This window comes from Jeotgalibacillus sp. S-D1 (genome assembly GCF_004358665.1).
Taxonomy (GTDB): domain Bacteria; phylum Bacillota; class Bacilli; order Bacillales; family Jeotgalibacillaceae; genus Jeotgalibacillus.
Window position 1 is genome coordinate 187,506 of record NZ_SMZR01000005.1, and the last position, 24,215, is coordinate 211,720.

Consider the following 24,215-nt stretch of genomic DNA (forward strand, 5'->3'; position numbering starts at 1 on the left):
ATACTTTATAATGAAATACAACTCAACGATTGCTAGAGAGGACGAAAGAGATGAATAAACCGTTAGATAACAAAATTACACTATCCCTTGCGAAGAAAGAGGATTTATCACTTTTTCAAAATGAATTAAAGGAAGCATTTGTTAAAGGAGTAATTGAGAATTTTGGTGATGCTGAAGCGGGTCCTATTCCGTCAGATGAAGACATCCAGCAGTTTTTTTATGCTTCCGGAGCCGTCATTTACCACTTTTTACTGAATGATAAAAAAATAGGTGGCGTTGTGTTAAATATTGATACTAAAACACATCGCAATTCAGTGGATTTACTTTATATTTCTTCAAAATCGCATGGCCGAGGAATTGGCCTGGCGGCGTGGCAGGCCATTGAGGCACAATATCCTGAAACAAAAGTATGGGAGCTCGTTACACCTTACTTTGAGAAACGTAACATTCATTTTTATGTAAATAAATGTGGATTCCATATTGTTGAACTTTATAATAAGCACAACCCTAAACCACGCCCGCTCCATAGAAACGAGCAACAAAACAATCAGCTGCCATCAGAGGAAGTTGAATTTTTTAAGTTTGAAAAAGTGATGAAAAAGTAAATTTACAACATCATTGTCTATAAGGAGGGAAAAGTCGATATGAAACTTTTGCTCACTTCAGCAGGCATCAAAAACTCGATGATCCACAACGCTCTGGTTGATCTTCTTGGCAAACCGATTGCTGAGTCCACCGCCCTTTGCATTCCGACCGCGATGTACGCTAACCCCGGAGGTGCTGGTCAGGCATGGCGGTTTATCAGCGGACAGGAATACCAAACCCCTTTGTGCGAATTGGGTTGGAAATCGATGGGCGTTCTTGAGCTCACAGCGTTACCAAGCATTGATGAAGAACGTTGGATACCCATGGTCCAGGAAACGGATGTTCTGCTTGTAGGAGGCGGCGATCCACTTTATCTGTGCCACTGGATGTGTGAGTCTGGCCTTTTGGAGATCTTTCCGTCATTACGCGAGAAGGTTTATGTTGGATTGAGCGCCGGGAGCATGGTGATGACCCCAAATATCGGGAAAGAATTTGTCGGCTGGCGATCACCAAAAGGGGACGATAAAACGCTGGGTCTCGTGAATTTTGCAATATTTCCACACCTGGATCATGAGATGTTACCCTATAATACCATGGCTCATGCAGAAAAGTGGGCCGCCAATATGTCAGTGCCAGGATATGCGATTGACGATGAGACAGCCATTAAAGTGATCGATGGGGCTGTTGAGGTTATTTCTGATGGGAACTGGAGGCTGTTCACACCTTAACGGCTTTTATCGATCAACTTTTGCTGTTTATCGATCACTGTTCTCCTTTTATCGCACATACTTCCACTTATATCGGTCAGCCCTTGGGCTGTATAATAGTAGAAATACATCACATTACAGCAAAGAAAAAGACGAACAGCTACCTATGTGGTTGAGCTGTTCGTCTTTGAACTATTTTAGATGAAATCACGATATACTGCTTCGAATATTTCTGGACTCACTACTACTCTCGGCCTTACAATTGCTCTAAACCTGCTACCCCAAATCCCCCTGCTCCAGCATGAGTCGAAATCATCCCGCCCGCCTGGATCCACCTTACGTGCTGGAACCCATTTTCTTTGGCTATTTCGTCCGCCTGTTGCTTGATCCTTTCATCAAGGCCGAGTGAGTAAATAAAATAAAGCTGCTCCCGATCAATGTTGAATTCATTTAAGTAATCATTCAAGAGCTTTTCAGTCGCTCCACTCATGTTCCCGCGATACTTCTTAGTAGACACAAGTTTTCCATCCTTCAACTCGATGCATGGCTTTATTTTCAGCAGTGCTCCGATCAAAGAAGCCATATTGCTTACCCGTCCTCCCGCTTTAAGAAACTCCAGGCTGCCTGGGATAAAAGCCAGCCTTGATTTAGGAACGACTGCCTCTATTTTTTTTACTAAATGTTCCGGTTCAATATCAGGTTCTGTTTCTAATAAATCAGCAGCATACAGGACGATCGCAGCTAACCCCCCAGTAACGTTCAGTGCATCAATGAGAAAAATGTCTTCAAATTCCTCCGCAGCAATCACAGCATTTTGAAAAGATGAAGACGCTTTTGAGGTATAACCAATATGTACAATGAAACAATCCGGAAAATTCTCTCTGATCGTTGTAAAAAACGCTTCATACTCATGAGCATTGGTTGCGGTAGTAGAAGGTATTTTCTTCGTACGTCCGTAATAATCATAAATATCCTGGACCGGCAATGAACCATCTAAATAATCCTTTCCATCCATAATGATGTGCATGGGAACAACCTGAATATCATATTTCACAGCTAAATCTTCCGTCAAGTCCGCACCGCTTTCGGTCGATAAGATGATTCTGCGCATACTAATTCCCCCTTGGTTATCGTTAGATTCGCGTTCACTCTTCCAGCATTATGCTTTAACTATACATGAGAATACGGTATTAAGATTGTGATAACTATATTTTTCGGCTTTTATTTCAGACAAAAAAAAGCCACCCCTACTAACTGGGCGGCCATCTCATTCATACTATTAAATTGCTTTTTCAATGGATGCCTGCAATCGTTGTTCAACATCTTCGGCAATTCCAGCTAATGTTTCGTCGTCAGCCAGCGCGATCAGCGTTGTTGGCTTCGGCATGCCAACCTTCACTTTTCCTTCTTCTTCATATACCACGATTTTACATGGTAGAAAATATCCGACCATTTTATTCTCCTGCAGGATTCGGTCCGCTTCAACTGGATTACAAACCTCTAATACTCGATAAGGAGTATTAAAGCTCATTCCTTTTTCTTGTAACTTACCAGTTAAATCAAAATCCCAAAGAACACCAAACTTCTCTTCCTGTAACGTTTCCTCCAGGGAAGAAATAACCTCATCTACCGTTTTGGATGTTTCTTTCGTATAATCAAACTGCATACCTTCCACCTCTTTCTGCTTTTTTCATATTTATCACATACCCTGTCCCGTATTAATAAAACTTAAGATAGTTAGAATCTTATGTGATTTAAGGAGGGATTATCATGGCTTTTTTATATGATAATCATCATGATACTACTAAATCTGAAATTGAAATCAATATAATAAATTGTATTAATAATGAAGCAGGAGTTTTTGAAGCAGAGATTGTATTGAACAGTCTTTATCGTTATAAAACCCCTAGCTTTACTATTCAGTCTGATGATTTTCTTCAATTTATAGAAAGAACGAACGAGTTTATTAATTCAGATCAAGAATATTTACATAATGTAATGCTTGATCCTTGGTTTGATATTCGACTATTTAGGAATCGAAATACGCAGCCAGCAACGTATACAATGATAATTGTATTGGACGCAGGATTGTTTAAAACGGACGCAATATCCACATCAACAGGTCCTGCAATTTGTTTAGAAGTTACAGCAAACTCTCTTATGTCTTTTCATAGGAAATTGAGTGAGGAAATAAAAGTGGTAACGTTATCCTATATTCTTGGATTAATAGATTTCGATCGATGACTGCATTCACTTTTTTTACATCTTTAGGATATGTCCTTGTTCTGTGCAACTTTAAAAACTCTAGTGTTGTTACTATGGCAACTCGACGGATGAGAATTAATTTATAATCTGGGAACGTTCTTGATTTATTTACCTTCTCTGCAACTTCAACAGACATGATAAGATAAAGCTGTTAAAACTCTTACAAACGCAGCTTAACTAAACTACAAAGGAAGATACAGCATTCATGAAACGTTTAAAGAAAATACTAAAAATACTACTAGTAATAAGCTTACTTTGGTCCACAGTCTCCATTGTGAGCTATTTTTATTGGGAAAATCAAAATGAAAATTCCCAAAAAAGGACCTCTATTAAACAGGAACAACAAGTTTTTACGAAAGAGGAGGTAATAACGGATCTAAGAGAATACAAAGAAAAACTGGAGTCAGTCCACCCGAATCCTTATCACACAATTACAGAAAAAGAGTTTGATCAGCTTATGGAAAATGAAATTGCCAGGCTAACAGATGAAATTGATCGCAAAGAGCTGTTTCTAGTTCTATCCAGATTAAGTCATTCGTTAATGGATGAGCATGTTACTGTAGATTTCCCCGAAGAATTTAAAACCAAAATGATAAAAGCAAATACAAAGGTTTTACCACTAAAGGTGGAAATAATAAATAACCGTATCTTTATTCAAACAGACTTAACACATCAAATACCTCAAAGCAGTGAATTAATCAGTTTAAATGGAACATTGTCAGAGAAGCTGGCAGAGAAAGTATTGAATTTAAAAAGCGGAAGAAGCGAGAAACAAATAGCAGCATACTCGTCAGATTCATTTTCTGAACTCACCTATATGCTCTATGGTTCCTCATCAAGTAATAAGATTCAGTATAAAACGAATGGTGAAACGAAAACAATTGATGTAGAAGGTATGGATTATGAGGATTATCTTGAAGAGAAAGCTCTAATAAATGCTTATACTATAAGTGATGATGGTAAAACGGCATTTTTCACATTTGATGAATTTGATGACATTCATACAGAAAATAAACTGGAAGATACGATTGATCAGTTGTTTTCAGACATAAAGCAGCAGGGTACCGCAAATTTAATTATTGATATGCGTAACAATTTAGGCGGAAACAGCAAATATGGTGATCAACTATTGAAATATATATCGGATAAAGATTTCTCCCAAATGACAAGTTCTGTTATGAAGGTATCTGACACAAGCAGACAGGAGATTATGAACTATATACCTGCGTTTATTCGATGGATGCACCTTCAATATGTAATTCCGATGCTAAGACCGTTATACACTCAAGAGCTGGGATCAACCTTTACGATTGACTTCGATATGATTTCTCCTTATCCAAAATCAGAAAGATTTAATGGAGACGTCACATTATTAATTAGCGAACGAACCATGTCCAGCGCTAGCCTCTTTGCCGGAACCTTTCGAGAATTACAGATAGGAGCTATTGAAGGGACAGCAACTGGAGGCTATCCAGAGCATTATGGAAATGTCAGCAGTATTTACCTTAGTGAAAGCGGTATGGCTGTTCAAATGCCTACAAGTATAAATTATGGTGTTGGAGGTTCACAGCCGGTAATGCCCAATCAAAATGATTAAGACGGCTTGAACTGAGCCCCGAAAAGCAGACACTTTAAAAAGTGACCTTTTCGGGGTTTTTCTATGGTTTGTGGTAGGTGTACTGGGAGCGGAGGCGCGAAACTGGATTTTTATCGATCAACTTTTTCTGTTTATCGATCACCTCTCCTCTTTTATCGCTCATCATCATAAAGATATCGATCATGTTTGCAAGTTTATCTAACTTGAATGGTTTTTGAGCTCATTTATCTAACATGTTTTTGATTATATCGATCACTTCCCACTACTTATCGCACATCTTTCCACTTATATCGGTCAGCCCTTCGGCTGTTAAACAGCCTCAATCCCCAGAAAACTTCTAGATACAGCCATTAATAAAACACAAAAAACAGTCACCATTATAACGATGACTGTTTCTATTACTATGACCGCTAAGACCCACTCACAAACACTACTTCTTTTTCTCCGAATCCGCTTCTTCAACAGGCAAAAAGTCGAAAATCTTTCCGGACTCGATGACATCGGCCAGCCGTTCGAGCCACCTGCAATATTTGCGGTAGTCTTCAAGCTGTTCATAATCGCTCTTTGCTCTTTCAATCGACGCTTCGTCTGCTTCCTCATCATCGATTACCTGCTGAAGCAGCCCTTCTGCATAATCAATCGAAGAAAGGTTCAGCTTGGCTTCACGCTCCCATTTATTACCGAAAAAGCGGGAGAAATAGTTAAAAAAGTTCTTCTCGGCCATGAAGGTATCCTTGCGTGAGCCCTTCTGCCACACTTTATGGACAATGCTGATCTCCTGCAGGTTTCGGACCGCAATACTCATGCTCGGTTTGCTCATTCCGAGATCATCCTTCATGTCATCTAGTGTCATCGGCTGATGCTTGAAGTACATCCTTGCAAATAATCGTCCGGTTGATGGAGAAACCCCATACAAATCCATCGTTTCGGCAATAGAATTGACGACGGCTCCTTCCGCCTTTTCAATGAGTTCTTCTGACTTATTTTCCAAAGAACCGCCTCCTCTCCTTATATATTTTTTGTTTTAAACGTTTATTTTATTCAATATGATGTAATCGCATTACGATCTCAATATAACATAAATAGAAATCAGGAGCCTGCACAAAGCCCCTGATTTCGTATTGTTTCTTATTCTGTTATAAATTAACCTTTTACAGTACCCGCATCAGGCGGATGAACTCCGTGCTGGTAGTAATCAAGGTGTTCTGGTTCAAGCGGTTTTTTACCCCGAATGATGTCCGCAGCTTTTTCTGCAAGCATCAGTACCGGTGCGTGGATGTTTCCGTTTGTCACATATGGCATAGCCGATGCATCAACGACACGCAGATTATCAAGACCATGAACTTTCATCGTATTCGGATCGACGACTGCCATCGGATCGGATGCCGGTCCCATTTTTGCTGTGCAGCTGGGGTGAAGGGCTGTTTCCGCATCTTCAGCTACCCAGTCGTGGATCTCCTGTTCTGTCTGAACGGATGGTCCCGGAGAAATTTCTCCTCCATTATAAGGTTTCATCGCAGGCTGAGACATGATTTCACGCGTCACACGTACAGCTTCGATCCATTCACGTTTGTCCTGTTCTGTGGAAAGGTAGTTGTACACCATGCTTGGATATACTTTCGGGTCATTCGATTTAATTTTCAACGAGCCGCGAGCGTCTGAGTACATAGGTCCGATATGAACCTGGAATCCGTGCTTGACTGGTGCTTTTTGTCCGTCATACCGCACCGCTACCGGCAGGAAGTGATACATCAGGTTCGGATAGGCGACGTCTTCGTTCGAACGGGCGAAACCGCCTCCTTCAAAGTGATTCGTCGCCGCTGGACCTTTGCGGCCAAATATCCACTGCAATCCAATCCAGGGCATTTTCACTTTGTTCAGGTTCGGCTGCTCAGATACCGGCAGCGGGCAGGCGTGCTGAATGTATACTTCAAGGTGGTCCTGAAGGTTTTCACCTACACCTGGAAGGTTTACTTTCGGTTCAACACCTACAGAACGAAGGTGTTCCGGATCACCGACACCGGAAAGCTGAAGCAGCTGCGGCGTGTTGATCGCACCGCCTGAAAGGATAATTTCTTTTGCTTTTACGTAATACTCTTTTCCGTTTCGTTTATACGTCAAACCGCGGGCTTTCTCGCCATCGATATCAATGTGCTGTACGAATGCACGTGTTAAAACTGTCAGATTCTTGCGCTTCATCGCCGGGTGCAGGTACGCACGTGAGGCAGACATGCGGCGGCCTTTATATACATGCTTATCGAACGGACCGAAACCTTCCTGACGAAATCCGTTTACGTCAGGCGTACGGGAATGGCCGGCTTCGACAGCGGCGTTGAAAAATGCCTGGAACAGTGGGTTCGTCGCCGGACCCTTTTCCAGTTTAATTGGACCATCATGTCCGCGATATGGATCATCTTTATCCGTGCCGAGCGCGTTCTCAAGACGTTTGAAGTATGGAAGGCAGTGAGCGAAATCCCAGGTATCCATTCCTTCGTCTGCACCCCAGCGCTCATAGTCTTTCGGGTTTCCGCGCTGATAGATCATGCCGTTGATTGAACTTGAACCGCCAAGCATTTTTCCGCGAGCATGCTTGATGCGGCGGCCATTCATATAAGGCTCAGGATCAGACTGATATTTCCAGTCATATAGCGATTTACCTGCTGGAAACGGCAGCGCTGCCGGCATCTGAATCAGCAGATCCCACGCATAGTCCTTGCGTCCCGCTTCAAGGACAAGGACACTTTTCGTTCCGTCTTCACTGAGTCGGTCGCTGAGAATCGACCCCGCACTTCCGGCACCAATTACAACAATATCATATGATTCTTTCATTTTATGAACCTCCTAAGAGTTTGAAAAATTTATCGTTAGCGTTACTTGAACCAGTGGATCGGTTCCGGCTTCACGTTACGGAAAATGTGTTTCGTTTCTGTATATTCTTCAAGACCAATTTTGCCGAGTTCACGGCCGATTCCGGACTGTTTGTATCCGCCCCACGGTGCCTGGGCAAAGTACGGATGGAAATCATTGATCCAAACGGTTCCCATGCGCATTTTACCAGCTGCCCGTTCTGCTTTATCGATGTCTGCCGTGAACACTGCACCGGCAAGTCCGTATATCGAATCATTGGCCAGGTTCACTGCTTCTTCTTCTGTCTGGAAACGCTCGACTGTAAGAACCGGACCGAACACTTCTTCCTGTACAATTCTCATATCAGATGTGCACTCTGTGAAAATCGTCGGCAGGTAGAAAAAGCCGTCCTGAAGCTCCGGATCTTCCGGACGTGCTCCTCCGACAAGCAGATTCGCACCTTCCTGCTTCCCGATCTCTACGTAACTTTCAACTTTTTCACGATGCTCAGCAGTGATGAGCGGTCCTGATTGTGTATCTTCTTTAAAGCCGTCTCCCAGCTTAATTCGTTTTGCGCGCTCTTTAAGCTCCTCCACAAAACGGTCGTGGATGGAATCTTCAAGTATCAGTCTCGCTCCTGCAGAACAAACCTGCCCGGCATGAAAAAAGACTGCGTTTAGCGCCTGATCCACAGCTGTTTCGAAATCAGCATCAGCGAATACAATGTTCGGGTTCTTCCCGCCAAGCTCAAGTGCAATTTTCTTCACGTTTCCACTAGCTGTCTGCATAATTTTCTTCCCTGTTTCTATACCTCCAGTGAAAGAAATCAGATCGACATCTTCACTTTCTGCCAGTTCGTTGCCTACCGTTGAACCAGCGCCGAGTACGAGATTAACAACTCCTTTAGGGAACCCAATCTCTTCCATCAGTTCTGTAACTTTCACAGTCGTAAGCGGAGTGATTTCACTTGGCTTTAACACGATTGTATTTCCTGCAGCCAATGCCGGCGCGATTTTCCATGCTGCCTGAAGTAACGGATAGTTCCAGGGCGTAATCTGACCGCACACACCAACTGGTTCGCGAACGACTTTACTTTGACTGTTTGGAATCGGGGATTCGATTACTTCGCCGCCATCTTTATCCGCAAGACCTGCGAAGTAACGGAACACTCCTGCGATATCTTCCATGTCCGCGCGGCTCTCAGTCATTGTCTTTCCGGTATCGAGCGTTTCAAGTTCGGCAAGTTCTTCTTTGTCCCGTTCGATTAGTTCTGCTATACGGAGAACTTTCCTTCCGCGCTCTGCTCCCGGCGTATCTTTCCACTCGCCGTTGTCAAAAGCCTTTCTTGCTGCAGCGATTGCGAGCTTCGCATCTTCTGCATCCCCTTCAGCCACTGTTGCAACGATTTCCTGGTTGGAGGGGTTGATGATGTCTCTTGTGTTTCCGGATTTTGCGTCTACCCAAGCTCCGTTAATGTACATTTGTCTCATTACTGTACCTCCTCGTTGGTTTTGTTTATTTTATTTATTTTATTTAATTTTTTTTAAACGTTTTGAATGATTTTGAATGATTTTGATAATATCACACGAATTTTATGTTGTAAACACCTGTTTCTCATCCTTATTTAAGATAAAGGGGGGAATCAATAATCAAGCCGAAACCGCAACTCCCCGCCTGCCCCTTCTTATACTTTTTAAAATCTGTCTATCCCTTGCAGCTATAAGTCCTAGCCGCAATTCCCCGCAAATAGTGAGTTGACAAACGTTTTATCTACGTTAATCTAATAGACGTTAACTGTTTAATAATTATTAAACGTTTTTAATCGATTAACTAGAACCGGTTCTGTTGCAAGCTTTACATGTATAAAATCGATCTGTTTACCTTTCAAACAGATCAATAACATATAAATAGAAGGAGTGATTGCGTGCAACCGCAACCATCATTAGAGCCAGATAAGAAGCAGAACAAGAAAAAGAAGGGTCCTAATATTCAAAAAGCAACATTTTTAGGATTCTTAGGGTTACTTTCCATCGTCGCACTGTACGTAGGATTTACAGGCAACGATGTTAATTGGGGCGCATTGGTGTTTATGTTCGTCTCCTATGCTGTCATCTTCTACATCGGATCCATTACCGCCGGGAAAAAGCCGGACAGCGCCAAGGATATGATGGTCGCCGGCCGATCCATGCCGCTATGGATCGCTATGTTCACAATGACCGCGACATGGGTGGGTGGCGGATACCTTGCAGGGACAGCCGAGACTACGTTTTCTTTAGGTATTGTTTGGGCTCAGGCACCTTGGGGATACGGGCTCAGCCTTATTATAGGAGGTATTTTCTACGCCCGAAAAATGAGAAGGTACGAGTTCACGACGATGCTCGACCCACTGGAAGTACGTTTCGGGAAAAAAGTTGCCGGGGTTCTTTACCTGCCTGCACTATTAGGAGAGCTATTCTGGAGTGCTGCGATTCTCGTTGCGCTCGGAACAACGTTCGGCCTGATTCTCGGACTGGACTTCAACACATCCATCATCATTTCCGCCATCATTGCCATCGCCTACACCTTTGTCGGTGGTATGTGGTCAGTTGCTCTCACCGACGTAGCACAAGTCATCATGATGTTCATCGGTCTATTCCTCGTCATTCCGTTTGCACTTTCTGAAGTTGGCGGACTCGGTCAGGCATGGGGCACTTATAAAGAAGGCATGGCCGGATTTACGAATCTCTTCCCGCCACTCGATGGCTGGAATCATCCGGACTGGGGAAATTATTATTGGAACTGGTGGGACTCTGCATTGCTGCTGATCTTCGGAGGTATTCCCTGGCAGGTTTATTTCCAGAGGGTACTTTCTTCGAAAAATGAAAATACAGCGATGTGGCTCTCGATTGCAGCCGGTTTCCTATGTATTATTCTTGCCGTACCAGCCGTTATGATCGGTGTCGCTGGTTTCTCTGCTGACTGGGCGAGCTACGGAATCGAAGGCCCTGGTGCCGCTTCCGAGATTCTCGCTTACGTCATCAACTATATGTCACCTTATGCCGTTTCGATCATCGCGCTCGGTGCCGTAGCAGCAGCGGTTATGTCATCGATGGACTCTTCCATCCTTTCTGCATCTTCTATGGCAGCATGGAATGTTTACCGTCCGCTTGTAAAACCGAAATCGAACGGCAACGACATTAAGCGTGCCATTCGTGTTTCTATTATCATTATTGGACTAACATCAACCATCGTCGCACTGAATATCAGCAGCGTGTACACGCTCTGGTATCTATGTGCCGACCTCGTCTACTGTATATTATTCCCTCAGCTGACGACAGCTTTGTTTGATAAAAAAGCAAACACCTACGGAGCGATTGCAGGACTTGCCGTTTCCTTCTTCCTTCGTGTCGGAGGAGGCGAGCCAGCTCTCGGATTACCGGCATTTCTTCCATATCCGATGATCGAAGACGGCGCCGTCCTCTTCCCATTCCGTACACTTGCGATGGTAGGCGGACTGCTCACCATCATCATCGTTTCCCGTCTTACACAAAAGGCTTGCCCGCCGCAGCCTCTCGGTAAGCTGAAAACGGAAATGACAGAAGACTAGATTTAAAACGGGCAGCTCTTTCTTAAGAAAGAGCTGCCCGTTTTTTGTTTGAGATGAGGGACAGTTAGGTTTCAGAAACCTCATTTGCCACTACTTCTGTTATATTGTAAATACTACCTATATGATTTAGTTAGCATTTCCCCCTCTCACCTTTCGTTTGTTAAAATAAAGTAACTCATTTGGAAAAGGAGAATGTTGAGAAAATGCAAGGATGGTTTTGGAATGATTAAAAGGAATATCCCTAATTTATTCACACTAAGCAATTTATTATTTGGCTTTCTGTCAATAGGACTTGTATTACAGCAGGATTTTCAGAATGCAGCTATTCTCATACTTGCGGGGATGATGTTAGATAGCTTAGATGGGAGACTCGCACGAAAACTTGGTGTGGAAAGCACGTTCGGGAAAGAATTAGATTCCCTTGCTGATATCGTCACGTTTGGAGTGGCACCTGCGGTATTGATCTTTAGCACCACTTTTAGTGAGCTTGGTATTCTCGGTATGGTTATATCTGGTCTATTCCCTGTCTTTGGTGCAATTCGCCTAGCAAGATTTAACGTTGATAAAACGCCAGACAACAAGTATTTTACCGGTGTTCCTATCACAGCTGCCGGAGGACTTATCGCTTTATTGACCATTCTCCAAAGCTTTCTTCCGGATGTTGCCATTGCTGTAGCACATACATTCTTATGTGTTCTGATGGTTAGTTCTGTTAAAATTCCGAGTTTAAAAAGCGTGCCTATACCAAAGTACGGTACCATCGTAACTCTATATCTGGTATCACTTCTCGCTGTTGCATTTTATAACGGCAGATTTGCAATATCGCTCGCTTTTGCCATTCCGCTTTATATTTTGTACATGAGCATTAATTTATTTTTGAAAAATAAAAAGAACGTGAATAGAAAATAAAAAGATCTCTACACTTAGTGATTCTATGAACCACATAGTTTGAAAAAATATACAGTTCAATACTTATCACTCTAAACCACTATTAGGCTTTCCGGTCTTCCTAATATATTACCCTGACCATACTTAACGCCAATGCATTTTGCCATAGCTAAATCAATTTCGGTTTCAATCCCTTTCAGTATTAATTTAATTTCATGATTGTCAGTATAATTGATAATACTTTTGATGAAATCTTGTTTCTTTAAATTCTTATACAAGGAATTAGAAAAATATTGATCCAATTTAATAAAAGTCGGTTCCAACTCAAGAATGTATTTAAAATTAGAGTTCCCTTTACCAACATCATCGATTGCAAATAGAAATCCCTCAGATCTTAATTGAATAATTTGTTTTTTAAAACTTGAAAAATCTCTAATCACCTCCGTTTCACTTATTTCAAAGATTATTTGGTGATTAAAATAAGCATATTCAGTAATAATTTTTCTTACAAAAGGTAGGAAGTTTGCATTTATAAGCGTGGATGGAAATACATTTAAAAATAAATAACAGTCCTTTCTAGAAAATCCTGCAGAATGGTAGGTCAATGCAGCTTTATGGATAGACTTTGAATCTAATTCGTATAGCTGTTTTTCTTGTATGGCTAGTTTGAAAACATCTTCAACATTATTGAAATGAGAAGTTTTAAGAAGGCCCTCAAATCCTATTTTTCTCCATCTTTGGATATCGATTATGGGCTGGAAGCTGTGGGAAAATAGTTCATTTCGAATTAAATTATTTAACATTATAAAATCCCCCTTAGATTATATGTTTAAGGATAAAAAAGTTAATAATACCGAAATAACAAGGGAAGCATCTTTTCATCACTAATTCGGAAAACTGACAACGGTTGCAAAGATGCTTTATTAGGTTAGCTTTGCGTCCTTAAGTATGATTAGTTTGCAATATCGTACACCTTTAAAAATTGTTATACCATTTGAAAAACGAAGATAAAACGAATGGATTAGGCACAAGATAATATTAGTTGGACTATAAAATATTGTCTAATCATGTCCAGACATAATTTAATCGTTTTCCAACACCTTTATAGTGATTTCATACACCCTTTTTAATTACTCGATCAAAAATTCATCAAAATAAAAACTCAGTAAAAATTACTGAGTTTTATTTTGATGCTTTATATAATTGGACAAAATGAAATTTGCTTTTTGTTATTTTAGCTTTTTCTTTATAATTTTTGAAGCAAGCAATATACATATGTCCTACTGCTTCTATTTTATCAAGCAAGTCCATGTTAATTATATTTGAGCGATGTGATGTCAGAAACCGTTGGTCTAATTTTTTTTCAAGGTTAGATAATGGTTCGTTAGTTTCGTATTGGCCCTTCTTGGAATGTATGACAGACTTACGCTCTTTTCTTACTATAAACATGATTTCTCCCTTTGGAATAAAGATATAACTGTTGTTATGCTTAATCATTATGTCTTTCTTTTTATTACAATCTGATAAATTTGAATTTTTCACTCTTTCGAGTGATTTAAGTAATCTAGGAACCTGTATTGGTTTAATAATATAGTCTGCTGCATTTATATTAAATGCTTCTATTGCGTATTCATCATTACCAGTAATAAAAATCACATGTAAATCAGGGATTATTTCCTTACACGATTTAATAGCATCCATTCCATTTAACAATGGCAAACCTATATCAACTAATGTTACATCTGGTTTCTCTCTTATAACCATTTTAATTAATTCTTCACCATTAGTTGCTTCGGCTACAATTTTATAATCAGTAAACCTATCAATTAAATTTTTTATTAATTTCCTAGAAGTTAAATCATCCTCCGCAATTAGCAATCTCACTTATTTTCTCCCCTTAATGACCCATTAAGCTAATGTTTTAGGATACTGTACAATATAGATAATAATAACTCCTGAACATCAATAGGTACTGTCAAATACTCTATGACCCCTTTATCTAATGCATATTTCCTTTCATCCATCATGGTATTTGCACTAAAACTACCACAGGAATATTCTGTGTATTATTATTTTGACGTATTCTCCTTATTAATTAATAACCATCTATATCAGGTAGATTAATATCCAGTAAGATAATATCTGGTTTACGTTCATTTTTGTTAATTAACCTGAGACCTTCCATCCCATTAACTGCAGATCATAATGATAGTGAAGGTTCTCCATATAGGTTTACTTCTATTAATCGACGATTCGGTTCATTGTCCTCAATATAAAGAATTTGAAATGCATTAGGAATTTTATTATATAAAACCTTATCATTTATTTCTTTAGGTTCATGTGGTTGTTTATTTGTTTGATTAGAAATCGGCAGACAAAACCAAAATTCACATCCTATTATCTCTGAACTACTCACCCCTATTTTACCACCCATTGACTTTATGAGCTGCTCTGTAATAGAAAGTCCTATACCTGTACCTTCTTCAGCAGTACTTAGGCGTATAAACGGGTCAAATACTTTTTTTTGCAATTCTAATGGAATACCTTGTCCAGTATCCTTTATTCGAAATACAACGTAGTTTTTTGCTAGATTACAAGTAATATAGACCTTTCCATTAGGTCTATTATATTTAATTGCGTTATCTAGCAAATTCAAAAATACTTGTTTTAAACGAATAGCATCTCCCTTAATTGAAATATTTTTATATGCATCGGTTTGGTTTAAAATAGTAACATTATTTTTATTCGCTATTGGTCTGAGTAATTTAATACAATCTTCTAAAATGATATCGAAGTATATTTCTTCTGTATTAACTTGTAAATTTCCATTTTCAATTCTTGATAAATCCAAAATGTCATTTATTAGTTTTAATAAATGTCTTCCGGCTTTTAATATTTCTTGAATGGAATCTTGGTGGTTTTCATCAAATCCTTTTTCCAATTCGAGAAGTTGAGCAAAACCCAGTATTCCGTTCAATGGTGTTCTTAACTCATGACTCATTTTCGATAAAAAGTCAGACTTAGCTTTATTTGCTTTTTCAGCCACTTCTTTAGATTTATTGATAGCAATCTCCATCTTCTTGTGTTCAGTAATGTCAATTAATTCGAAGGTGTTCCCAATAAAATCACCGTGAATAAATAAAGGGAAATATTTACATTCAAGAATCTTATTGTTCTCAGTTTCTAGTTCAATTACTGTGGATTGTTTGGTTTCGCTAATAGAATTAAGAAATTTTAAAAAAACTTCTGGTCTTTTAAATATAAAAAAAAGACTTGGGGCGTATGTTCCGATATATTGATTAGAATTTCCATCTAAACATAACATTCTAAGCATGGAGCTATTGATTGCAGTTATTTCTCGTCGTCTATTAGTAACAAATACTCCACTATTTAAGGTATTGAGTAGTGATTTTTTGTACTCATGTGCTTCAATTAATTTAATCTCTTGTTCCTTTTGATCTGTAATATCTTTAAAAGATACAAGGGTTCCTTTTCTATTTTCCAGAGGATTGTTAAATGGTTTTGAATTTACTGAGTACCAGCGCATCCCCTCATTTTTATTCATTTTCCCCATTATAAAGTTGTTGAAAGAAATCCCCAATTTCATCGTAATAATTCCTGGCAAATCCCAGTAAGATAAAGGTATTCCTTCTTCATTAATAAATTCTATCCCCATGTCTAGTAAAGTATCTTCATTATAATATCCAGATTTAATTCCGAATTGTAATTCTACATTTTTGTTTAATGCAGTTACTTTAATATTATTATCTTGGCTATTTTTCTCTTCAAGAAATATACCTTCTGACATTGTTTCAAGTACTGTTCGAGATAAATTTTCTATTTGTTGAGATTCTTCTTCGAGAACTTTTCTATCTGAAATATTAATACTGGTACCAATCACCTCTATTACTTTTCCTTTGTGAAAAACTGGCCTTAGTGTACAAATATAACTAAAACCAGCTATGTAACTTTCAAAAACACAAGGTTCCCCACCCCATGCTATTTTATAATATTCCAATTTCTCAGCAGCATAGTCTGCCGGATAAAAATCAAACAACGTTTTACCCACTATATCTCTGGGTTCGAAACCTAGTTTATATAACAATTCTCCATCACAGAATGTGTGGATAAAACAGTCATCTTTTATTGTAAATTTGTAAACCATACCTGTATCTGAAAGAGTTTGTTTTATTTCTCTAGAGTATTTACCCACTTTATATCCCCTTTTTAAAAAATCTATTTAACTACCTAGTAATTGATGTTTAAAAATATGTAAATATTATGTAGTTATAAGGTCTGGATAAATAGAAATCGAACTATAATATTAAATTTATTATAGATTTTATCAAAATTTCAATAGAATTCGCGCTAACAGTCCGAATTAGTACTAACAGTCAAAATTCAAATAAACAAACTTCCATACGAACCAGCTATTCGGTGCTTTTATCACTTGACCCTATTATGTAATCGTAAAAAACCGTTTTGGCTTTGGATAATATCTTTTCAACCAAATTCCTTTTAAAGTTACTGATAGAGATTGACAATTCATGTCTTAAACACTATCTAAGTAGTCATTTCACATTCCTCACAACTACTTAGAAGAAATTCCATACATAATCACAGAAAAAAGGTCTTTTATAAGTTGAAAACTTCTAAAAGACCTTTTCAGGAGAAATCCTTTGTTAAATTTGAAATCTAATATCTCAACCTACCGACTTTATTCAATAAAAACATTTCGATCGCGCCAAAATCTCCTCCTGCTTAACACCATCATCTGCAAACGCCTCTTAAGCACTCTCGGGAATATCAACTCCCTTCAAGGGCTGCGGAATATTCAGATCGGCTACCAGCTGTTTTAATTCTTCTACACATTTAAAAGAGCTTCCGCTTTGAATATCGATTTTAGTGAATTTACAAGATTGTCTTTTTAGAATATCGGAAAATTCTTCCAATTTGTTCCTAAAATTCAAAAAACTGCCCCGTACGCCAGTCCAATATGCACGACGTATGGGACAGTTCTACTCATGTTCGATTAGAAATCAACTTTATCACCGTTAAAGGCAGCAATATAAATCTTTTTCAGATCTTCTGCTGTTACTTCACGTGGATTAGCTGGTGTACAAGGGTCTTCAACTGCCCCTGCTGCCATTTTATCCAGATTATTTTCGAATTCTTTTTGATCAATCCCGAATTCTTCAAGCGTTAATGGAATGTCCATTGCACGGTTCAAGCGGCGAATTTCTTCGGTTAGGGCATCTGTCAATTCACCCTCCGTGTTTCCTTTAAGTCCAAGCATTCTTGCGATTTCTGCAAAACGGGAGTCGTCTGCTTTTTTGTTAAAGTCAATCACGTATGGCAGGTAAAGAGCATTCGCTAAACCGTGAGGAATACCGAAGATCGCACCGCTCTTATGCGCCAAACTGTGAACAATTCCTAAAAAGCCGTTTGAGAAGGCCATGCCAGCGATCGCTTGGGCATAATGCATTTCTCCTCTTGCTTCCTTATCGCCTGCGTATGATTTTTCTACGTTGTCCACGACCATTTTGACAGACTGCATAGCCAATGGATCGGTAAACGGGTTATGCGCGAGGGATACGTAAGCTTCAATACCATGCGTGATTGTATCCATTCCTGTGTATGCTACAATGTTTGGCGGCATTGAATAGGTTAACTCTGGATCGACAATCGCGATGTCCGGTGTGATTTCATAGCCGAAAACTGGATATTTTACGTCTTTGTCACGATCTGTGATAACCGAGAACGGCGACACATCCGTACCCGTTCCGCTTGTTGTGGAAAGCGCGGCGAAGCGTGCTTTCTTGCGTAATACAGGAAGGGGGTTCGGTGCTTTAATTTGTTCAAATGTCAGCTCTGGGTTTTCATACAGAACCCACATCGCTTTTGCTGCGTCTATGGGAGAACCTCCGCCTACCCCGACAATCCAGTCTGGCTGAAATTCTTCCATTTTTTTCGCTCCGTTTACAACGGTAGTAACAGAAGGATCGGTTTCTACTCCTTCAATCAGCTGAATTTCAAAGCCAGCTTCTTTTAGATTCGATTCAATTTTATTAAGATAGCCTGATTTTTTAATCGATTCTCCACCGATAACGATCGTAGCTTTTTGACCTTCAAGATCTTTCAGTGCTTCAATCGATCCTTCTCCATAAAATACGTCTCTAGGTATTGTAAAACGATTCATAAGTTTTATTCTCCTCTTCAAAAAAATGAGCACTAATCCTCATCAATAACATTTGCAGCACTCTTATAATGTAAGTACAACTATAACATCGAAATCATAACATACACAATATTATTGCTTATACTATATATAATTATAGTAAGTATATAAAGTATACTAATAATCATGACAAGGTTCTATCACGTTTATTTAGACAGCCGATCCATTAATACTGCTTTTTCAGCTTCAAATCCAGGTTTTCCAAGCAAAGCAAACATATTTTTCTTGTACGCCTCTACTCCAGGCTGATCAAATGGATTTACACTGAGCAAGTGCCCACTTATGGCACAAGCCTTTTCGAAAAAGTAGACCATTTCTCCGTACGTGAATTCATTCATTTCATCAAATTCAATGACGAGATTTGGCACTTCTCCATCAATATGGGCAAGCAACGTTCCCTGAAACGCTTTATTATTCACTTCATTCATTGTTTTACCAGCTAAAAAGTTTAATCCATCAATGTTTTCGGGATCCTCCTGTATCGTAACTTCAATACGGGGCTTCTTCACCTGCAGAACGGTTTCAATCAGGTTGCGCTTGCCTTCTTGTACATACTGACCCATTGAATGTAAATCAGTTGAAAAATCAACAGAAGCAGGGAATAGCCCTTTCTGATCTTTTCCTTCACTTTCTCCAAACAGCTGCTTCCACCATTCTGAAATGTAATGTAGAGATGGCTCATAGTTAACAAGGAGCTCGATGTCTTTTCCTTTTCTGTGAAGAACATTTCGAACAGCAGCGTACTGATAGCTTTCATTTGTTGATAGATCTGAGTTGTTGTATTTGCGGGCAGCCGCTTCTGCCCCTGCTATCATTTGATCAATATTAAGACCTGCTACAGCTATAGGCAAAAGTCCTACTGGTGTTAGCACTGAGTAACGTCCGCCTACATCATCGGGGATGACAAAGGTTTCGTACCCTTCTTTATCAGCAAGATTTTTTAGCGCTCCTTTTTCACGGTCAGTTGTTGCAAAAATACGTTTTTTTGCTTCTTCTTTTTCGTATTTTTTCTCCATGTACTCGCGGAAAATACGGAATGCAAGAGCCGGCTCAGTCGTTGTTCCTGATTTAGAAATCACATTAACAGAGATATCCTTGCCTTCTAATAGCTCAAATAAATGAGAGATATACGTTGAGCTGATATTTTGTCCGGCAAAATAAACCTGCGTTTTATCACTCATTTGATTATGAAATGTATGGGATAACGCTTCAATGGCAGATCTTGCACCTAAATAAGAACCGCCAATCCCAATCACAATAAGCGCATCAGAATTACTTTTTATTCTGTCAGCGGCTTGTTTAATTCGTGCAAATTCATCTTTATCGTAGTTAAAAGGAAGATCCACCCAGCCAAGAAAATCAGAGCCCGGCCCCTTTTTTTCATGAAGCATATTGTGAGCGACTGTTACAAACTCACTTAGATTCTCTACCTCACTTTTTTTCATAAATGACAATGCATTTGAATAATCAAACGAAATAGACATTTTCCATACCCCTTTCATTTAGAAGCTCCAGTGTTATTACTGAAGTTTCATGTCTGAATTTTTTGCTGCTGCTATTTCCCGCTTTTTTCTACTGCATGTCCGCCAAATTCGTTGCGCAATGCAGCGACTACTTTTCCAGTAAAGGTGTCATTGTCCAATGAACGATAACGCATCAATAATGACATCGCGATAACAGGGGTTGCTGCTTGCAGATCAAGTGCAGTTTCAACAGTCCATTTCCCTTCACCGGAAGAATGCATGACACCTTTAATATCGTCTAATTTGGCATCTTTAGAAAACGCGTTTTCAGTCAGTTCCATGAGCCATGAACGGATAACGGATCCGTTGTTCCAAACGCTGGCGACTTTTTCATAATCAAAATCAAACTCACTTTTTTCCAGTACTTCAAACCCTTCTCCAATAGCTGCCATCATCCCATATTCGATTCCGTTATGAACCATTTTCAAGAAGTGTCCGCTTCCCGCTTTTCCAGCATATAAATATCCTTTTTCGACCGCAGTATCTTTAAAAATTGTTTCCACAACACTCCAAGCTTCCGGATCGCCGCCGATCATATAGCATGCACCATTGCGCGCTCCTTCCATACCGCCGGATGTTCCTGCATCCATAAAGCTCACGCCGATTTCCTTTAGCTCATTGTATCTGCGAATCGACTCTTTATAGTGCGAATTACCAGCTTCGATCACAATGTCGCCTTTACTTAATAATGGTTTTACTTCAGTAAGTACGGAATCAACGACAGCATGCGGAACCATAATCCATAGAACACGTGGTGTTTCAAGTGATTCTACAAGCTCCTTTAATCTTGACGTACCAGTTGCTCCAATGTTTTCCATTTCTGAAACTGCATTTGGATTCACATCAAATGCAATTACTTCATGTTTATTATCTATTAAATTTTGACCTAAATTTAATCCCATTTTTCCTAATCCAATTAATCCAACTTTCATCTTGACTGCCTCCTAAAATAAACCTATTTATATTCACTTGTTTTTCTCAAATATCTTAATCTTACAAGGTAAAAAAACATTTTTCACCACCAGTGAAAGCCTTCTTCTTGAAGCAGTTTTTCTGATGCTTCAGGTCCCATTGATCCCGCCTTGTATGAATAAAGCGGAATGCTATTTTCTTCGAATGCTTCCAATACCGGCTGTGCCCATTTCCACGATAGCTCGACCTCATTCCAATGCGCAAAAAATGTGGAATCGCCTTGCAAGGCATCAAACAGTAATATTTCATAGGCTTCAGGCACTTCTTTTGTAACCGGTGAAAAATCAGCTGTTACAGGTTCAATCATGCCATTTTTCAATGGGTTTCTACTGTTTAACTGGAAGGAAACTCCTTCATTCGGACTTATATGAACGACTAATAAATTCGGTGCAGTCTTTTGATCTTCTGTTTGGTAAAGATCCTTTAATGTGTTTTTAAATTCGATGACGATACGCGTTGATTTTTCTTTCATTCTCTTTCCTGTACGGATGTAGAAAGGTACACCTTTCCAGAAATCATTGTCTATCCATAAGCGTGCCGCAACAAATGTATCATTTGTAGAAGAAGCATCAACTCCTGGCTCTTCTGAATATTTAACAACAGGCTCACCTTTAATTTCTCCTGCATCATATTGACCGCGTATGATGTTAGCTCCGACCTCTTCTATCGATAATAAACGTAAGGCTTCCATCACTTTTCTTTTCTCTTCGCGAATATCATCTGCACTGATTTTCTCTGGCAAATGCATGGCTGTCATCATAAGCATTTGAAGCATGTGATTTTGTACCATATCACGGATTGCACCAGCCTGGTCGTAATAACCTGCCCGATCTTCCACACCTACGATTTCACTTGCTGTAATTTGCACACTGGCAATATACTCTTTATTCCAAATCGCTTGAAGTACCGGGTTTGCGAATTCCAGGGTTTCAAGGTTTTGAACCATTGGTTTTCCAAGAAAATGATCAATACGGTAAATTTCATCTTCTTTAAATGCTCTGCTTAATTTAGTATTAAGATCGCGAGCAGACTCCAAATTATGACCGAACGGTTTTTCAATAATTAGACGTTTGCAGCCCTTCGTTGTTCCTAAGCCGCTTTCCTTAATATTTAAGGCAATATCATCAAAAAATTCAGGAGCAACCGATAAATAAAAGAGCCGGTTTTCAGTAAGATTTAATTCTTCCTCTCTTTGCTTAATAAAAGTAAGCAAATTTTTATAGGCTTCAGGCTTTGTAACATCCATCTGTTGATAACGGAATGCTTTTATAAACGCATTAAATTTATCGTTGCCCCTTACAGTTCGTCTTGAAAATGTCTTAAGCGACTCTTCAACATGGGTTTGAAATTCATCATGAGATAAAGATGATCTTCCTAATCCAATAATGGAATAGGCCTCTGGCATTTTCTTATCAAGAAATAAATTATATAAAGCTGGGAATATTTTTCTTTTTGCTAGATCCCCAGTAGCCCCAAACAATATAAATGACATTGACTCCACTTTGCATTCCCCCGCTTGATATTTTTCAGCACAATATTTAAAAGAGTTTCGTCTTTTGAAAATCTTTTTCCCATCGTTTTCTTCATAGATAGGTATCAGCATTCCCAAATTCAACAATTACTTGTGTGAGAGTAAGTATAATACGTATATTTCATTTGTGTAAGTACGCACTTTATATACATTTAGTTATAAAAAAAGAACATAGTGCGAAAAAATATACTGTGTGAAGAGATGAATAAACAATAAGGTAATAAAACGTACGCAAAGAGGTTTTTAGAGAGGATTTGTTCTAGTTATGTAAATTAGAAATGCGAGACTCCACAAGCAAAAATTGAGAGGAGCTTTGGATCGCTTGCAGAAAGTAAATACCTGAACCGGTAATCAACTGGCTTAGTTAACAGAACCTATACAAATAATTTCCATATAAAAGCTCCCTCCAATATCTTGAGGGAGCTTCAATTTCATATTATTTCTTATCGTATACTGTACGCTGCTGCCAGAGGAACCGGTGTAAGCGGATCTCCTCCTAATTGAAGAGACGCTTCATTCGCCCAGTAAGGATTTCTCAGCATACCTCTTCCAACCGCAACAAGATCCGCTTTGCCTTCACGGATGACCTCATCGCTTAGCTTAGGATCTTCCATTCTGCCTACTGCAATGGTTGGTACATTCAGTGCTTTTCTAATTCCTTCAGATAAATCAACCTGATATCCAGGTCCGCTTGATGCAGGGCCACTTTCTCCTTCCCCGCCGGAAGAAACGTGGAATACATCAACACCAGCTTCTTTATAACGCTTTGCCAATTCAATCACATAGTCCATATCATAACCGCCTTCTGCGTACTCAACTGCAGAAATTCTAAAGAGAAGCGGCATGTCTTCAGGCATCACTCGACGAGCAGCTTTAATGATTTCTACGCCGAATAAACTCTTGTCTTCACCATATTTATCTGTACGTTTATTTGTCAGCGGTGATTGGAATTGATGGATTAGGTAACCATGGGCACCATGAATTTCAATTGTATCAACGCCAGCATTTAACGCACGTTTAAATGCTGCTTCAAACTTTCCAACCATTTCTTCCACTTCTACAGTAGACAGTTCACGCGGTTCCTTGTACTGCCCTGAAAATTGAATCGCTGATGAGGATACAGGTACTGCTGCATCTTCGGCTTTACGACCAGCGTGCGCAATTTGAATTCCTACTTTTGCGCCGTAAACCTGGCTTGTTTCAATGATTTTTTTGAACGCTGGAATTTGATCATCTGACCAGAGACCAAGATCATAATCAGTAATTCTTCCATCAGGGTCTACATCCGTCATTTCCATGATGATCAGTCCCGCGCCGCCAATCGCACGGCTTGTATAATGTGAAAAATGCCAATCATTCGGCTTACCGTCCTTTTCCGTTACGGAATACTGGCACATTGGAGGCATCACAATGCGATTTTTCAATTGAAGTCCTTTAATTTGAAACGAATCTAATAATGTAGGCATAAAAACTTCC

19 protein-coding genes are annotated in these 24,215 nt (G+C 39.4%); 6 read left to right on the forward strand and 13 right to left on the reverse strand.

Going from position 1 to position 24,215, the window contains the following annotated elements; genetic code table 11:
• Positions 1–50: 50 nt before the first annotated feature.
• Both E2R51_RS15145 and E2R51_RS15150 read left to right on the forward strand, forming a co-directional pair.
• Positions 51–605 (forward strand): GNAT family N-acetyltransferase, encoded by a 555-nt coding sequence (locus E2R51_RS15145; RefSeq protein WP_133377929.1) that lies wholly within the window; start codon positions 51–53, stop codon positions 603–605.
• 39 nt (positions 606–644) lie between these two features.
• Entirely contained in the window at positions 645–1,313 is a 669-nt protein-coding gene (locus E2R51_RS15150) for a Type 1 glutamine amidotransferase-like domain-containing protein (RefSeq protein WP_133377930.1), read from the forward strand.
• 235 nt (positions 1,314–1,548) lie between these two features.
• Here E2R51_RS15150 and E2R51_RS15155 read toward each other — a convergent pair whose 3' ends face one another.
• Both E2R51_RS15155 and E2R51_RS15160 read right to left on the reverse strand, forming a co-directional pair.
• A complete protein-coding gene (locus tag E2R51_RS15155; RefSeq protein ID WP_133377931.1) occupies positions 1,549–2,403 on the reverse strand; it encodes a DegV family protein in 855 nt (284 codons plus the stop codon).
• 168 nt (positions 2,404–2,571) lie between these two features.
• Positions 2,572–2,958 carry a DUF302 domain-containing protein gene (locus E2R51_RS15160; protein ID WP_133377932.1) on the reverse strand — a complete coding sequence of 129 codons (387 nt, stop codon included), beginning with the start codon at positions 2,956–2,958 and terminating at the stop codon, positions 2,572–2,574.
• A gap of 104 nt (positions 2,959–3,062) precedes the next feature.
• Between E2R51_RS15160 and E2R51_RS15165 the strand changes: the two genes are divergently transcribed.
• Positions 3,063–3,536, forward strand: coding sequence for a hypothetical protein (locus E2R51_RS15165; RefSeq protein ID WP_133377933.1), 474 nt, complete (start codon positions 3,063–3,065; stop codon positions 3,534–3,536).
• Between the two features lie 226 nt (positions 3,537–3,762).
• On the forward strand, positions 3,763–5,154 hold the full coding sequence (locus E2R51_RS15170; RefSeq protein WP_133377934.1) for a S41 family peptidase: 1,392 nt from the start codon (positions 3,763–3,765) through the stop codon (positions 5,152–5,154).
• 430 nt (positions 5,155–5,584) lie between these two features.
• On the opposite strand, the gene cudC is transcribed toward E2R51_RS15170, so the two are convergent.
• From cudC to betB, 3 genes are all read right to left on the reverse strand, one after another.
• Entirely contained in the window at positions 5,585–6,145 is a 561-nt protein-coding gene (gene cudC / locus E2R51_RS15175) for a choline uptake/conversion transcriptional regulator CudC (RefSeq protein ID WP_133377935.1), read from the reverse strand.
• 152 nt (positions 6,146–6,297) lie between these two features.
• Entirely contained in the window at positions 6,298–7,983 is a 1,686-nt protein-coding gene (betA, locus tag E2R51_RS15180; RefSeq protein ID WP_133377936.1) for a choline dehydrogenase, read from the reverse strand.
• Positions 7,984–8,024: 41 nt separating this feature from the next.
• Complete coding sequence (gene betB / locus E2R51_RS15185) at positions 8,025–9,491, reverse strand: betaine-aldehyde dehydrogenase (protein WP_133377937.1); 1,467 nt, start codon at positions 9,489–9,491, stop codon at positions 8,025–8,027.
• A gap of 434 nt (positions 9,492–9,925) precedes the next feature.
• On the opposite strand from betB, the gene E2R51_RS15190 reads away from it, so the two are divergent.
• Together E2R51_RS15190 and pssA are read left to right on the forward strand one after the other, a co-directional pair.
• Positions 9,926–11,587 carry a high affinity choline transporter 1 gene (locus E2R51_RS15190; protein ID WP_483299947.1) on the forward strand — a complete coding sequence of 554 codons (1,662 nt, stop codon included), beginning with the start codon at positions 9,926–9,928 and terminating at the stop codon, positions 11,585–11,587.
• 222 nt (positions 11,588–11,809) lie between these two features.
• Positions 11,810–12,496, forward strand: coding sequence for a CDP-diacylglycerol--serine O-phosphatidyltransferase (gene pssA / locus E2R51_RS15195; RefSeq protein WP_133377938.1), 687 nt, complete (start codon positions 11,810–11,812; stop codon positions 12,494–12,496).
• A gap of 71 nt (positions 12,497–12,567) precedes the next feature.
• Here pssA and E2R51_RS15200 read toward each other — a convergent pair whose 3' ends face one another.
• The 8 genes from E2R51_RS15200 to E2R51_RS15240 form a co-directional block, all read right to left on the reverse strand.
• Positions 12,568–13,278, reverse strand: a complete 711-nt coding sequence (locus E2R51_RS15200) for an EAL domain-containing protein (RefSeq protein ID WP_133377939.1) — start codon at positions 13,276–13,278, stop codon at positions 12,568–12,570.
• A 379-nt stretch (positions 13,279–13,657) separates the two neighbouring features.
• Positions 13,658–14,359 (reverse strand): LytR/AlgR family response regulator transcription factor, encoded by a 702-nt coding sequence (locus tag E2R51_RS15205; protein ID WP_133377940.1) that lies wholly within the window; start codon positions 14,357–14,359, stop codon positions 13,658–13,660.
• Positions 14,360–14,675: 316 nt separating this feature from the next.
• Positions 14,676–16,688, reverse strand: coding sequence for a PAS domain-containing sensor histidine kinase (locus E2R51_RS15215; RefSeq protein WP_133377942.1), 2,013 nt, complete (start codon positions 16,686–16,688; stop codon positions 14,676–14,678).
• A gap of 819 nt (positions 16,689–17,507) precedes the next feature.
• Positions 17,508–18,674, reverse strand: a complete 1,167-nt coding sequence (locus tag E2R51_RS15220; protein ID WP_133377943.1) for an iron-containing alcohol dehydrogenase — start codon at positions 18,672–18,674, stop codon at positions 17,508–17,510.
• 185 nt (positions 18,675–18,859) lie between these two features.
• Positions 18,860–20,197 carry a glucose-6-phosphate isomerase gene (locus tag E2R51_RS15225; protein WP_133377944.1) on the reverse strand — a complete coding sequence of 446 codons (1,338 nt, stop codon included), beginning with the start codon at positions 20,195–20,197 and terminating at the stop codon, positions 18,860–18,862.
• A gap of 71 nt (positions 20,198–20,268) precedes the next feature.
• A complete protein-coding gene (gnd, locus tag E2R51_RS15230; RefSeq protein ID WP_133377945.1) occupies positions 20,269–21,168 on the reverse strand; it encodes a phosphogluconate dehydrogenase (NAD(+)-dependent, decarboxylating) in 900 nt (299 codons plus the stop codon).
• Positions 21,169–21,251: 83 nt separating this feature from the next.
• Positions 21,252–22,709, reverse strand: coding sequence for a glucose-6-phosphate dehydrogenase (gene zwf, locus E2R51_RS15235; protein ID WP_133377946.1), 1,458 nt, complete (start codon positions 22,707–22,709; stop codon positions 21,252–21,254).
• 473 nt (positions 22,710–23,182) lie between these two features.
• Complete coding sequence (locus E2R51_RS15240) at positions 23,183–24,205, reverse strand: NADH:flavin oxidoreductase/NADH oxidase (protein ID WP_133377947.1); 1,023 nt, start codon at positions 24,203–24,205, stop codon at positions 23,183–23,185.
• Between the last annotated feature and the right edge of the window lie 10 nt (positions 24,206–24,215).

Bases quoted from the DNA above. Each gene is read 5' to 3' on its own strand.
- betA (WP_133377936.1), bottom strand. From the start codon at position 7,983: ATGAAAGAATCATATGATATTGTTGTAATTGGTGCCGGAAGTGCGGGG.
- E2R51_RS15165 (WP_133377933.1), top strand. From the start codon at position 3,063: ATGGCTTTTTTATATGATAATCATCATGATACTACTAAATCTGAAATT.
- E2R51_RS15160 (WP_133377932.1), bottom strand. From the start codon at position 2,958: ATGCAGTTTGATTATACGAAAGAAACATCCAAAACGGTAGATGAGGTT.
- gnd (WP_133377945.1), bottom strand. From the start codon at position 21,168: ATGAAAGTTGGATTAATTGGATTAGGAAAAATGGGATTAAATTTAGGT.
- E2R51_RS15150 (WP_133377930.1), top strand. From the start codon at position 645: ATGAAACTTTTGCTCACTTCAGCAGGCATCAAAAACTCGATGATCCAC.
- E2R51_RS15145 (WP_133377929.1), top strand. From the start codon at position 51: ATGAATAAACCGTTAGATAACAAAATTACACTATCCCTTGCGAAGAAA.
- E2R51_RS15240 (WP_133377947.1), bottom strand. From the start codon at position 24,205: ATGCCTACATTATTAGATTCGTTTCAAATTAAAGGACTTCAATTGAAA.
- pssA (WP_133377938.1), top strand. From the start codon at position 11,810: ATGATTAAAAGGAATATCCCTAATTTATTCACACTAAGCAATTTATTA.
- betB (WP_133377937.1), bottom strand. From the start codon at position 9,491: ATGAGACAAATGTACATTAACGGAGCTTGGGTAGACGCAAAATCCGGA.
- E2R51_RS15155 (WP_133377931.1), bottom strand. From the start codon at position 2,403: ATGCGCAGAATCATCTTATCGACCGAAAGCGGTGCGGACTTGACGGAA.
- E2R51_RS15220 (WP_133377943.1), bottom strand. From the start codon at position 18,674: ATGAATCGTTTTACAATACCTAGAGACGTATTTTATGGAGAAGGATCG.
- E2R51_RS15225 (WP_133377944.1), bottom strand. From the start codon at position 20,197: ATGTCTATTTCGTTTGATTATTCAAATGCATTGTCATTTATGAAAAAA.
- E2R51_RS15170 (WP_133377934.1), top strand. From the start codon at position 3,763: ATGAAACGTTTAAAGAAAATACTAAAAATACTACTAGTAATAAGCTTA.
- E2R51_RS15200 (WP_133377939.1), bottom strand. From the start codon at position 13,278: ATGTTAAATAATTTAATTCGAAATGAACTATTTTCCCACAGCTTCCAG.